The organism is Piscibacillus salipiscarius (assembly GCF_042685285.1).
GTDB lineage: Bacteria > Bacillota > Bacilli > Bacillales > Alkalibacillaceae > Piscibacillus > Piscibacillus salipiscarius.
Map to the genome: position 1 here is coordinate 1 of NZ_JBHUMZ010000019.1, position 12,594 is coordinate 12,594.

Annotated in this window: 12 protein-coding genes; 8 read left to right on the forward strand and 4 right to left on the reverse strand. The window is 37.9% G+C overall.

The genetic code is table 11. The annotated features are described in order from the left end of the window. Positions 1-125 precede the first annotated feature (125 nt). Positions 126-953 (reverse strand): tryptophan 2,3-dioxygenase, encoded by an 828-nt coding sequence (gene kynA / locus ACFSW4_RS06885; RefSeq protein WP_054752275.1) that lies wholly within the window; start codon positions 951-953, stop codon positions 126-128. Positions 954-1,107: 154 nt separating this feature from the next. On the opposite strand from kynA, the gene cysK reads away from it, so the two are divergent. The 7 genes from cysK to ACFSW4_RS06920 all read left to right on the forward strand — a co-directional run bounded on the left by cysK (position 1,108) and on the right by ACFSW4_RS06920 (position 8,784). Then, the gene (gene cysK, locus ACFSW4_RS06890; protein ID WP_377328295.1) at positions 1,108-2,037 is read left to right on the forward strand and encodes a cysteine synthase A; all 930 of its coding nucleotides are present in this window, start codon (positions 1,108-1,110) and stop codon (positions 2,035-2,037) included. A gap of 164 nt (positions 2,038-2,201) precedes the next feature. Next, positions 2,202-3,239: a Fe(3+) ABC transporter substrate-binding protein gene (locus ACFSW4_RS06895; RefSeq protein WP_377328297.1), complete on the forward strand. Its 1,038-nt coding sequence runs from the start codon at positions 2,202-2,204 to the stop codon at positions 3,237-3,239. Between the two features lie 159 nt (positions 3,240-3,398). Further along, the gene (locus ACFSW4_RS06900; protein WP_377328669.1) at positions 3,399-4,991 is read left to right on the forward strand and encodes an ABC transporter permease; all 1,593 of its coding nucleotides are present in this window, start codon (positions 3,399-3,401) and stop codon (positions 4,989-4,991) included. Between the two features lie 4 nt (positions 4,992-4,995). After that, a complete protein-coding gene (locus tag ACFSW4_RS06905) occupies positions 4,996-5,733 on the forward strand; it encodes an ABC transporter ATP-binding protein (protein WP_377328299.1) in 738 nt (245 codons plus the stop codon). A gap of 373 nt (positions 5,734-6,106) precedes the next feature. Beyond that, positions 6,107-7,348 (forward strand): MFS transporter, encoded by a 1,242-nt coding sequence (locus ACFSW4_RS06910; RefSeq protein WP_054752277.1) that lies wholly within the window; start codon positions 6,107-6,109, stop codon positions 7,346-7,348. An 83-nt stretch (positions 7,349-7,431) separates the two neighbouring features. Beyond that, a complete protein-coding gene (pdxK, locus tag ACFSW4_RS06915; RefSeq protein ID WP_054752279.1) occupies positions 7,432-8,241 on the forward strand; it encodes a pyridoxine/pyridoxal/pyridoxamine kinase in 810 nt (269 codons plus the stop codon). A gap of 72 nt (positions 8,242-8,313) precedes the next feature. Next, positions 8,314-8,784 carry an S-ribosylhomocysteine lyase gene (locus tag ACFSW4_RS06920; protein WP_054752281.1) on the forward strand — a complete coding sequence of 157 codons (471 nt, stop codon included), beginning with the start codon at positions 8,314-8,316 and terminating at the stop codon, positions 8,782-8,784. A gap of 39 nt (positions 8,785-8,823) precedes the next feature. Here ACFSW4_RS06920 and ACFSW4_RS06925 read toward each other — a convergent pair whose 3' ends face one another. Continuing rightward, positions 8,824-9,741, reverse strand: a complete 918-nt coding sequence (locus ACFSW4_RS06925; RefSeq protein WP_377328301.1) for an ABC transporter permease subunit — start codon at positions 9,739-9,741, stop codon at positions 8,824-8,826. Then, positions 9,734-10,600: an ABC transporter permease subunit gene (locus tag ACFSW4_RS06930; protein ID WP_377328303.1), complete on the reverse strand. Its 867-nt coding sequence runs from the start codon at positions 10,598-10,600 to the stop codon at positions 9,734-9,736. Before ACFSW4_RS06930 ends, ACFSW4_RS06925 begins: the two co-directional genes overlap by 8 nt. Positions 10,601-10,852: 252 nt before the next feature. On the opposite strand from ACFSW4_RS06930, the gene ACFSW4_RS06935 reads away from it, so the two are divergent. Next, on the forward strand, positions 10,853-11,467 hold the full coding sequence (locus ACFSW4_RS06935; protein ID WP_054752291.1) for a spore coat protein: 615 nt from the start codon (positions 10,853-10,855) through the stop codon (positions 11,465-11,467). A gap of 290 nt (positions 11,468-11,757) precedes the next feature. Here ACFSW4_RS06935 and ACFSW4_RS06940 read toward each other — a convergent pair whose 3' ends face one another. Next, positions 11,758-12,426 (reverse strand): polysaccharide deacetylase family protein, encoded by a 669-nt coding sequence (locus ACFSW4_RS06940; RefSeq protein ID WP_377328305.1) that lies wholly within the window; start codon positions 12,424-12,426, stop codon positions 11,758-11,760. Positions 12,427-12,594: the final 168 nt, after the last annotated feature.

Sequence of the window (12,594 nt, forward strand, 5' to 3'; positions counted from 1 at the left end):
ATCGATTTTTACCCATAAAGAAAAACACCTCCTAAATTGTCGAATACTTTTACATACGACATAGGGGGTGTTTTTTCCTGTCTCATATTATTGGGTCACTCTATTTTGATGACGGGGGTCTTCTATTATAATTTCGTACGAACGTTCCAGAGCTCTGGGAAAAAGTAATGATCCAGTACTTTTTTCAAATAACCAACACCTGATGAGCCCCCAGTTCCAGTTTTATGCCCAATGATTCTCTCGACCGTTTTCATATGACGGAAACGCCACTGCTGCATCCAGTCTTCGATATCAACTAACTTTTCGGCTAACTCATATAAATCCCAATACTTTTCAACATTTTGATAGACTTCGATCCAAGCCGCCTCAACACTCTCATTCGCCTCATAAGTCTTTGTATAGTCACGTTCTAATACTTCTTGATTAATGTCAAAACCTGATTTTGCTAAGGCTTCGATTGCTACATCATATAATCCAGGTGCTTCATAAGCCTCTTTTAACATGGCATGAAGTTCAGGGTCCTTTTCGTAAATTTTTAACACGTGAGGCGTTTTATAACCTAAAGCGAATTCAACCATACGATATTGATACGACTGAAAACCAGAGGCCTGACCTAAGTAGTCGCGAAACTCGAGATATTCAGCCGGCGTCATAGTAGCTAACACATCCCATGCCTGTATAATCTGGTTCTGTATTTTAGACACACGCGCTAGCTTTTTAAACGCGCTATCAAAATTTCCGGATTGAATGGCTTCGCTAGCCGCCTGAATTTCATGAATCGTTAACTTCAGCCACAGCTCACTCACCTGATGAATGACGATAAATAACATCTCATCATGGTGACCGGACAATCGATGCTGCGCATTCAATATGGAATCTAAATCTAAATAATCACCATACGTCATTCGCTCTTTAAAATCAGTATGGATTCCTTTTTCATTCTTAAATGTCATACAGTTAGCCCCTACCTTTTTTCTTTTATCTTAACACATAATTCATGGCCAAAATTAAGATGCTATAATAAGATAAACTAAGCATTTGAATTCAACTAATCCCTATTGATAAACTATGATTAGGTTGAATGAAAATTGTAAGGGATGTGAAAACATGCGTGTTGTCAATAATATAGCTGAATTAATCGGAGATACACCACTTGTTAAACTAAATCGACTAAGTCCAGCAAACGGAGCTGACGTCTATTTAAAGCTTGAGATGTTTAATCCAAGCGGAAGTGTTAAAGATCGCGCGGCTTATAACATGATTGTCGAGGCTGAAAAAGAAGGTCTACTAAAAGAAGGTTCAACGATTATCGAGCCAACGAGCGGCAACACAGGCATTGGCCTGGCGATGAATGCGGCTGCACGTGGTTATAAAGCGATTCTAGTGATGCCGGATACGATGACAAAGGAACGCATCAATTTACTAAAAGCTTACGGAGCTGAAGTCGTGTTAACGCCTGGCGATCAAAAAATGCCTGGCGCAATTGAAAAAGCCAAACAGCTTTTAAACGAAATTCCAAACAGCTTTATGCCAATGCAATTTGAAAACAAAGCGAATCCAGATGCCCACCGAAACTCCACTGCTAAAGAGATTAAAGAAGCAATGGACTTCTTAGGCAAACCCCTTTCAGCATTTGTAGCAAGTTCAGGAACTGGCGGAACGGTGACAGGCACTGGTGAAGAACTTAAGAAGATTTATCAAGATTTAACGGTTCATGTCGTGGAACCAGCAGGGTCACCTGTCTTATCAGGTGGTAAACCTGGGAAACATAAACTAGTCGGAACAAGCCCAGGCTTTATTCCTGATACACTTAACTTAGATGTTTGCGATGAAATTTTAAAAATTGAAGACGATCAAGCCTATAACGTGACTCGTCGCCTCGCACGTGAAGAAGGTATTCTCGTTGGACCTTCAGGCGGTGCTACGACTTACGCTGCGTTAGAGGTTGCTAAGCGCAAACAACCAGGTGATGTGATTGTCGCCATTGCCCCTGACACAGGTGAACGTTATCTATCTGGTGACTTATTTGATTTTTAATCGGCTAAAATCCACTCTTTTAATGGGAGTGGATTTTTTTATTTGTGAAAAAACTAAAGTTATTTCTAAAAACATCTTGACTTGAGAATGATTATCATTAACAATATAAATTGAAATTGATAATTATTCTCATCCATTACAAATCTAGAAAGGACGTTACTAACATGCATAAAAAAATATTATTAATCGGTTCACTTGTATTATTAATGTTTTTCCTAGCTGCTTGTGGCGGGGAACAAAGTGCATCTAAGGATGACGAGCTTAACTTATACACAAGTCGCCATTACGATATTGACGATGAACTTTATAAACAATTTGAAGAGGAAACAGGTATTAAAGTTAATGTCATTGAAGGTAGTGCAGATGAATTAATTGAGCGCATGAAACGTGAAGGTGAACAAACGGCTGATCTTTTCTATACATCAGATGCAGGACGTCTTCATCGAGCTAAAGAAGAAGGCTTATTGCAAAGTGTTGAGAGCGACACTTTAAATAAAAATATACCAGAGAAGTTACGCGACAAAGATCAAGAGTGGTACGGATTAACTAAGCGTGCACGTGTCATTGTCTATCATAAAGATCGCGTTGATCCGAGTGAACTTTCTACTTACGAAGATTTAACTAACTCTAAATGGGAAGACCGAATTTTAATTCGCTCTTCTGAAAACATTTATAACCAATCACTATTAGCTTCATTAATCGAATTAAATGGTCGCGAGGAAGCTAAGGCTTGGGCTGAAGGCATCGTAAATAATATGGCACGTGACCCTCAAGGTGGTGACCGAGACCAAGCGAAAGGTGTTGCAGCTGGCGAAGGTGATATTGCTGTCATGAATACTTATTATTTAGGCGGTATGTTAAATTCAGCTGATGAAGAAGAAGTTAAAGTAGCTGAACAACTAGGTGTCTTCTTCCCTAACCAAGAAACGACAGGAACACACGTAAACGTTAGTGGTATTGCTGTTACTAAGCATGCACAAAACAAAGAAAACGCAATAAAGCTAATTGAATTCCTATCGTCAGAAGACGTTCAAAAACAATTTGCAAGTGCAAACTACGAATACCCAGTTAATCCAAATGTCGAACCTGCTGACACACTTAAGCAATGGGGAGACTTTAAAGAACAAGATATCAATTTATCAATTTTAGGCGAAAATAACGCTGAAGCAGTCAAGATTTTTAATGAAGTCAATTGGAAATAAGCATCATCAGGTTGTTGTCCTCAACAACCTGATTTTGTCTATTTTATAACAAGTAGTTAAAACGCTTACTCTAGGCTTTATTTTTTTGTAAGATGGATATGGTGATAGAACTAAAGGGCGTGAACACTTTTGAGTTGGATTAGAAATATTAAAAACAACATGAATAGCTGGACGATTTTAAGCATCATATTTGTCAGCCTTATATTACTCCCAAACTTATCCATCATTATTCAATTTTTTAGTGAATCAAATGAAAACTGGACTCATATTAGAGAATACATGCTTGGTACTTACATCACGAATTCTCTTACTCTAATTATATTTGTTGGTTTACTGACTGCATTGATTGGTTCAAGTCTCGCATGGATTATTTCAGCTTATGATTTCCCTTTACGAGGCTTTTTTCAGTGGGGATTAATCTTACCACTCGCGATCCCACCTTATATTGGTGCATACACATATCACGGTATCTTGAACTATACAGGCGTCATTCAAACAACTTTAAGAAACCAATTTGATCTCACAGTTAATCAAGATTATTTCAATATTATGAACATGCCTGGGGCTGTTTTTATATTTGTCATGTTCTTATTTCCATATGTATTTACAATCACGAAAGCCTTTCTTGCTCGCCAGTCAACATCTTTAATTGAAAACGCCAGAATCTTAGGTAGTAGCTCTTGGCGAATTTATTTTAAAATCGTCCTTCCAATTACAAGAGCATCGATCGTTGCAGGTGTCAGTTTAGTTATTTTAGAAGTTTTAAATGACTATGGTGTTGTAAAATATTATGGGATTCAAACGTTTACAACTGCCATATTCCAGACCTGGTTTGGATTGGGTGATTTAAACTCAGCGATTAAACTATCAGGCACTCTTATGCTGATCATTTTAGGGTTACTTATATTAGAACGGGTGCTTCGTGGTCGTAAGCGGTTTAGTTTTACAACTACTAAAGTAAAGCTTTTAAAGCCCATTAAGTTAAAAGGGCGACATAAGTGGCTAGCCTTTAGCTATTGCATGGCCATTTTTCTGTTAGCATTTATGATTCCATTTATACAATTAATCGGTTGGAGCTTGTTAACTTACGAACAATTTTTCTCAAGTGAATTATTAACCGTCATTGGAAACACCGTACTTGTGGCATTCACTGGTGCAACACTGATCACAATTATGGCAATTGTTATAAGTAATTTCTCTAGGCTAAATCGCGGTTTAACTGCAAAACTCTTCCCTAAAATTACTATTTTAGGTTATTCTATACCTGGTGCTGTCATCTCAGTTGGAGTTGTCACCTTATTCATAGGGATTGACAAAATAATTTACAATTGGGGATGGACATCATCTTACGTATTAAGTACAAGTGTATTTATGTTAATTTTTGCATATATCGTACGTTATCTTGCTGTTGCATATAATTCTGTTGAATCTGGATTTGAACGCATCGGAACGAATTTCACAGAAGCATCTCGTATGCTAGGAAATAGTGTGACACAATCATTTTTTAGAGTAGACATCAAATTAATTCGCGGTGCTATATTCGGAGGATTTATTCTAGCTTTTATAGATATACTAAAAGAACTACCTTTAACTTTAATCTTAAGACCCTTTAACTTTGAAACACTTGCGACAAACGCGTTCAACTATGCCACGAATGAAATGATTCAAAAGGCGGCAGTTCCATCGATTTTAATTATATTGATCAGCGCATTATCAATTTATGTTTTCCATTATGTGTTAGAAAGGGAGTAAACCTATGTTTGTTCATATCCGAGACTTACATTTCCAATATCAAAATACTGATGAGCGAACAATTGACCAGTTTAATTTAACTATTAATCAAGGTGAAATTACGACTATTCTTGGCGAATCTGGCAGCGGTAAAAGTACATTATTAAGATTAATTGCCGGGTTAGAAATGCCAACGAAAGGTAACATTATGGTTGGTGATGACTGCATGTGCAGTCAGTCAAAGTTTGTTCAGCCTGAAAAACGTGGAATTGGCATGGTATTTCAAGATTATGCTTTATTCCCACACATGACTGTAAAGGAAAATATACAATTTGGCCTATTAAAGTGGTCACGCAAAGAAAAAAAGGCACGCTTGCAAGAAGTTTTAGAGCTAGTAAACTTAGAAGGCTACGAAAAGCGTTATCCGTATGAATTAAGTGGTGGCCAGCAGCAACGAGTCGCCTTAGCACGTGCACTTGCACCTAAACCTAAATTATTACTCTTTGATGAACCTTTCAGTAATTTAGATGCTGATTTACAAATTAAAATTAGAGAAGAACTACGTAAAATTTTAAAAACAACTGGAGTAACCTCTATTTTTGTAACCCATGACCAGGAAGATGCACAAGCACTAGCAGATCGCATAGTCATTTTAAAAAATGGTCAGATTACTGATACAGGAACTCCTGAAGAAATCTTCGGTACAGACTGCGACATTTCTGAGCGATTAGCCGTTAAACCAAGAGTGCTGTCGAAGTTATAACTAAACTCCCTCTCGCTTTAAACAAGCGAGAGTTTTTATTTTGCCTACCTCCTCCCCTCTCTCTGGAAATGCGAACAGTTTTCTAGCAGATGCATACAGTTCTCCCTGATATGCGAACAGTTTTCTCCCAAATACGGACAGTTGAACTACAAACGTGAACAGTTCCTGCGAAAATACGAACAGTTTCATCGAAAATGTGGACACTTCGTTCGAAAATGTGGACAATCAATTGATTGAACACGACCCCAAGCTGTCTTAAATCTTTGCTGTTACTCCGCCTAAGCAGGTTATTCGACATCAACTTGGAATTGTGATATTATTTAGCCTAGCGAAATAAACGTGTTCCGAAACATTAGAAAGAAGGGTCTATATAATGGATCAGCATTCACGAGCAAAGCGTAATTTGGCGATCATGTGGTTCGCCAATTTTTTTGTGGCAGGTAGTATGACAATGGTGATGCCGTTCCTCTCACTTTATATCGAGACGTTCGGCAATTTCTCAGATGATTATGTACAAAAATGGGCAGGATATACATTTGGAATTACATTCTTAACCGCGTTCTTAGTATCCCCGCTCTGGGGTCGTATAGGTGACCGTTACGGAAGAAAACCAATCCTAATCATAGCGGCATTTGGTTTAGGTACAAGTGTCTTCCTAATGGGAGAAGTTCAAACGGTCTTTCAATTATTTTTACTAAGATTTGTCATGGGTGTCTTTACTGGGTTTATCCCTTTATCACAGGCGCTCATATCGACTCAAACTGAAAAAGGCATCTCTGGGCGCGTTTTGGGGACGCTACAAACAGGTACCGTCACTGGTACGCTAATGGGACCGATGCTTGGTGGTGTATTAGCCGATACATTTGGTTATGCTCAAGCCTTTCAGTTCACATCAGGTACTATTTTCTTAGCAGGCGTCCTTGTCATCATTGGATTAAAAGAGTTCAAAGTAAAAGATGATGAAAACGAACAAGAAAGTTATTCTAGAAAAGAAGTAGTAACTTTTATTTTAAAACAACCGATGCTAATTTCAGTCATCATTCTATCAATGTTTATCCAAGTGGCTCACTTCGCGGTGCAGCCGATTCTAGCACTGTATGTCAGTGAATTAAATGGTCCGGAAAACTTAGCATTCATTTCAGGAATCGCATTTTCCATAACTGGACTTGGTAACTTACTTATGACGAGACGCTGGGGCCGTATTGCCGATAAAGTCGGTTATGAAAAGATCCTAATTGCATTGCTCTTAGCAGCTGGATTAGTTTATTTACCTGGTGCGTTCGTTACTGAAGTATGGCAGCTTGTTATTGTGAGATTCTTGCTCGGAGTCACACTCGGCGGAATTATTCCGGTTAGAATGGCATACATTCGCCAGGTCGCACCAATTAACATGCAAGGTGAAGTGATGGGTTACAATACAAGCCTCCGATTCTTAGGTAACATGCTCGGACCTGTCTTAGGCGGAGTGGTGGCTGGTTTTTACAACATTTCATCTGTCTTTATCATGACAAGTGCAATGCTATTTGCCTGTGGTCTTATTCTCTTTTTCATCAAATTCAGAGAAGATCATGCAGAATCATCGGTTCGTTCTAGGACCAAGCATTCTACGTCTTAAAAATTTACTAATATAACTTATTTGTCATAAGTATGAAATTGTCTTAAAATACAAACAGGAACTAAGAAAGTGAGGGAGTCTCCATGAAAAAAGCGTTAGTATTAGCTGGCTCTGACACCAGTGGTGGAGCAGGCATTCAAGCAGATATTAAAACATCTCAAGAAATTGGCATCTATCCGATGACAGCTTTAACAACGATTGTTGCACAAAACCCATCGACAAGCTGGGCGCATGATGTGTATCCAATCGAGCTTGATACAGTAAAAGCACAACTGCACACGATTCTAGATGGTGTAGGTGTTGATATTATGAAGACAGGTATGCTTCCAACAGCGGAAGTGATCAAACTTGCGGCTGAGGTGATTGAGAAGCATAACTTACCGGCTGTTATTGACCCTGTTTTAGTGTGTAAAGGTCAGGACGAAGCTCTACATCCTGAAAACTCTGAAGCATTACGTGATGTTTTAGTACCAAAAGCACTAGTGACAACGCCTAACTTATTTGAAGCAGGACAGCTGGCAGGTATGTCGAACATCACAACCGTAGACGAAATGAAAGAAGCTGCTAAACGTATTTACGAACTAGGCGCTAAAAACGTCATCGTCAAAGGCGGTTCAGAAGTTGAAGGCGACAAAGCTGTTGATGTATTTTATGCTGGGGATGAGTTCATCTTAATTGAAACAGATGCCATCGACACAACTTACACACACGGTGCAGGCTGCACATTTGCATCTGCGATTACGGCTTATATCGCCAAAGGGCAAGAGCCTTTAGAAGCCATTAAATCAGCTAAAACATTTATTACAAATGCGATTGAAGGCGCATCAGAATTAAATCAATATGTAGGTTCGGTTAATCAATTTGCGAATCGCCATAACCACGTTAATGTCTAAAACTGGGAGGTCGGCTTGTGCCGATTTCTCGGTTTTTTTTAATACACAAAACCATTGAGAGGAGAATGCTAAATGGCTAATAAAATGAATGTTGAAAGCTTTAACTTAGACCATACAAAAGTCAAAGCACCTTATGTTCGCTTAGTTGGTGTTACGGAAGGCCCAAACGGAGACAAAATCCATAAATATGACATCCGTTTTAAACAACCCAATAAAGCGCACATGGACATGGATGCCCTACATTCTATCGAACATTTAATGGCCGAAAATATTCGTAATCACTTAGATCATGTCGTTGATATAAGTCCAATGGGTTGTCAGACTGGGTTTTATCTAGCCGTATTAAATCATGATGATTATGATGAAATTTTGAATGCATTAGAGCAAACGTTTAAAGACGTTTTAGCTGCTGATGAAGTACCAGCCTGTAATGAAGTTCAGTGCGGATGGGCCGCAAACCATAGTCTAGAAGGTGCTAAACAGCTCGCTCAAGAAATGTTAGATCAACGAAGCGATTGGGAACAAGTCTTCGGAGATGACTAAAAACTCGAGCCGTGATGCTTAACATCACGGCTCATTTATTTAGATATGTGGATACCGCTTCAATTGGTCTCGTTGATGAATCTCTATTCCCCTAGATAATAAATAAAACGAAAAAATGGTAAAAACAAATGCTGCAAGCGGATACCATATAATCCATTCGTAATTATAAAGAAACGATTGCCACTGTCCGATCAACCCTGCCCATTCATTTGTTTTAGAAAGGTAAACCTCAGGACCATGCAACCTTAGAATTGTTCCACCTAAAAATAACTTAAAGATCCCTAGCTGACCAATCAGAGTCAGTGTAAGAATCATTTCTTTTACCATCATCGATAAAAGGGTCCCTTTTAGATGAGGGAAAACTTGCTTAGTGGTCACCCACCAAGGACTGGCGCCTAATGACTTAGATGCGGTTATAAACTCGTTCTTTTTCAGTTCAATAGTCTTACTTTTAGTTGCCGAAAACACCCCTGGAATGCCGATTAACACCATTAGGACGGTTTGAAGAGTAGTTAGTTCAAACACGGATAATGTAGAATTAATGGTAATTCCGACTAACACGAAATATAACACTAAAAATTGCGGGATTCCCCCTAACAAACCAAAACCGAACCCTAATTTATTCGATTTAGAATTGTTCAGATTTCCAACTAAAATGCCGAGGCCTCCACCAACGACAACTCTTATAAAGGCTACGAATAAACTAATAAAAATCGTATATTTCGCTCCATACAATAACAACGTCAATATATCATAACCCCACTGATCCGTCCCAAATGGATGCTTAGCTGATGGTGGCGCAGGGTTTGTAACCATTTCATAATCTTCACCTTGTGAGATATACTCTACTTCCATTGTGTAATTATCATCATATGGCGCAATAAATGGTCCGATAATTGCGATGATGATCAGTATTAGAGTTAAGCTTAACCCTGTCCAAAGTCTCCAATTAGTCATTAGCAAAAATCCTTTCGAGAAAACGAATAAATAAGGTTAGACATAGGTATAAAAGCATATAGACAACCATTAATGCGATCAGCGTATTGACCGTTAAATTAAACTGATACGAGTAATTATTAAAAATAAAAGCCGATAAGCCATTGATATTAAACAAATACTCAACTATAAATAGGTTTGACATCATAATCGCAAGTATTTTATGTAAGTCTGCTTTTAAAAATGGCAATACATTTCGGATAACATGGTTGAAGATAATAGGTAACCGCCTTATTCCTTTTGCTTTTGCATTTAAAATGTAGTCTTCTCCCATCACATCAAATGTTCTCTCAGATAAATTACGAATTAGATAAATGAGCGGTATTAAAATCATCACGATTAATGGCAATAGTACAGCTGGTTCTTCAGAAGATTTCGTGGCCACTCTTGATACAGCAACTCCGTATTCCTCGTAAATATAAACAACCACTAGTTGTAAAAAGATAATCATGATGAAGTCTGGAATGACACTCAAAAAACCTATTACATCTTTAACCCATTCCTTTTTAGTCAAACTAACCCATATCGATAAGACCAAAGATAATGAAATTGCAATTAAAGCAGCTACTAATAAGTATAAAAATGAGGTCATAAAATGACTTGGTACATCTGCAAAAAAGTGCTGAGTCCGATCCTTGCCTTCTGTATATGTAAATGATTCTCCTGACAAAACCCCGTTAAAGTATGCTAACGTTTTATCATAAATGATGGACCATTCAATGAGTAGTGAATCACCGAAAATTGTTACAGTTAACGGTAAGCTAGCTAATATAAAAATGACAGCGCCAACTAAACACAATGTTGAGATCGTTCGATACATGTCTATTCCCCTATAATTTAAAAAGAGCCTGTTGGCCCAATTTGTCTAAATATATTTAATTTTATAATAACATTTATTCATCAAATTGTAAGCGACTTATAGTTATTTTGTAGGATTACTAGTGAATCATACTTCTTGCCTAATGGTAATTTTTAAAACAATTTATAGTAAGTAACAGTATTGAAACTGCATATTTAAACGTGTTTTGAACCACCTTAATAATGTAATCCAAATTATAAAGGAGGAATGACTATGCATCAGCAACAGAACCCAAATAGTCAAATGAAAAACTCAAATCAAATGCCAGCTCAACAAAGCCATTCAGCACATGAAATATACGATGTAAAAGAAGTATTAGGTGGTTTAATCGGTACAATGGAGCACTACAAAATTTACGAACAAGGTATTCAAGATCAAAATTTAAAAACGATCTTAAACAAGCAACATCAACATTTAAAGCAAACCTATAACACACTAGTGGATGCTTACCAATCTGGACAGCGCCCTCCCCAACCGACAACCACTTATAACATGGAATTAAGCAACGATGTTACTTACGGTTTAACTCCAGGTCAACCTAAGTCACCTAAGGAAAACCCTTCACAGCTTAATGATGAATGTTACTCAGGATTTATGTTAGGTCATTTGAAACAGTGTGCATCAGGTGCAACCATGGCAGCTCTTGAAGCAACAAACCCTGTTGTACGTCGTGTGTTACAGGACAGTATTCCTAACATTTGTGAGATGGCATATGAAATTTTCTTATACCAAAATGACAATGGCTATTATCAGGTGGCACAGTTTGATCAACAAACTCAAGATCAACTGCTTAACGGTTTTACTAAAGCATCACAACAACAACATTAGCGTTTAAAACCCGTCCTATTTGACGGGTTTTTTACATATTCTTAGAAAATAAATTAATTAATTCGATTAATTTTTTGGACAAGGGGTAAATAAAACCAAAGGAAGCTGATTCTAGTGGCAAACAACCAAGGAAAGAGTGGCGAAAACCGCAAAGAGAAAACAAACAAGGAATATGGCCGTCAAGGTAAATACGCAAAAGGAAACAAAGAGAATAGCGATTCAGATGAGTAATTTAAAAAGAAGCATTTGCATCCAGCGCAAATGCTTCTTTTTTTTTGAGAAGGTCTTCTTTACTGTAATCCGACAACTTGAAGATCTTCCGATTGTAAATAATCTAAAATTTGCGGCAAGGCTTCTACCGTATCAGGATTTTCATGTAAAATGTAGATGCCACCTGCAGAATCAACGGTATAAAAATAGTCTAGAATATCTTGGGCTTCAGCTCGATTCCAGTCTTTAGGGTCTCGGTTCCACATGACCATCTTAAGGCCTTGATCTTTCACCACTTCAACGACTTCTTCATCTGCAGAACCAAACGGCGGTCTGAACAACTCTACTTGATGACCGACTAAGCCTTCGAGCCCTGTAACTGCCTCTAACATATCATTTTCTAATAGTTGAGGCGTAAGCTCAGTCAAATTGTTATGTTCATAAGAATGACTGCCCACCATATGCCCTTGGTCCTTGACATAATGAACAATTTCAGGGTGTTCCTCAATTTTCTCACCTATAAAAAAGAATGTCCCAGCTACTCCCCGTTCTGACAAAATATCAGCAATCACTTTTGTGTACTCCGAAGGACCATCATCAAAGGTTAAGGCTACGTATTGCCTTGGGAGTGATGAAATATAATCTTGATCCACTTTGTACACAGGAAATGACCTTTCCTCATCAGCAGCTAAACTTGACGACAAACTCGTAATACCAATTATTCCAACAATAAATAATGATTTTATCATAATCATGCCTCGCTTTCCAAAAGGCATTTTGAATCGTGTGTCATAATTTATCCAAATCCGATAAAATTATTCATCATAACCCGTTTCAATAGAATTCACTGAATACCAGTGATAAAATTTAAATATATGAATTTTCGCCCGAGAGAGCTATTCTCTCGGGCCTTCTCT

What these genes read in the sequence shown, in the direction of transcription:
- pdxK (WP_054752279.1), top strand. Translation starts at nt 7,432, where the DNA reads ATGAAAAAAGCGTTAGTATTAGCTGGCTCTGACACCAGTGGTGGAGCA.
- ACFSW4_RS06940 (WP_377328305.1), bottom strand. Translation starts at nt 12,426, where the DNA reads ATGATAAAATCATTATTTATTGTTGGAATAATTGGTATTACGAGTTTG.
- cysK (WP_377328295.1), top strand. Translation starts at nt 1,108, where the DNA reads ATGCGTGTTGTCAATAATATAGCTGAATTAATCGGAGATACACCACTT.
- ACFSW4_RS06910 (WP_054752277.1), top strand. Translation starts at nt 6,107, where the DNA reads ATGGATCAGCATTCACGAGCAAAGCGTAATTTGGCGATCATGTGGTTC.
- ACFSW4_RS06900 (WP_377328669.1), top strand. Translation starts at nt 3,399, where the DNA reads ATGAATAGCTGGACGATTTTAAGCATCATATTTGTCAGCCTTATATTA.
- ACFSW4_RS06930 (WP_377328303.1), bottom strand. Translation starts at nt 10,600, where the DNA reads ATGTATCGAACGATCTCAACATTGTGTTTAGTTGGCGCTGTCATTTTT.
- kynA (WP_054752275.1), bottom strand. Translation starts at nt 953, where the DNA reads ATGACATTTAAGAATGAAAAAGGAATCCATACTGATTTTAAAGAGCGA.
- ACFSW4_RS06935 (WP_054752291.1), top strand. Translation starts at nt 10,853, where the DNA reads ATGCATCAGCAACAGAACCCAAATAGTCAAATGAAAAACTCAAATCAA.
- ACFSW4_RS06920 (WP_054752281.1), top strand. Translation starts at nt 8,314, where the DNA reads ATGGCTAATAAAATGAATGTTGAAAGCTTTAACTTAGACCATACAAAA.
- ACFSW4_RS06905 (WP_377328299.1), top strand. Translation starts at nt 4,996, where the DNA reads ATGTTTGTTCATATCCGAGACTTACATTTCCAATATCAAAATACTGAT.
- ACFSW4_RS06925 (WP_377328301.1), bottom strand. Translation starts at nt 9,741, where the DNA reads ATGACTAATTGGAGACTTTGGACAGGGTTAAGCTTAACTCTAATACTG.
- ACFSW4_RS06895 (WP_377328297.1), top strand. Translation starts at nt 2,202, where the DNA reads ATGCATAAAAAAATATTATTAATCGGTTCACTTGTATTATTAATGTTT.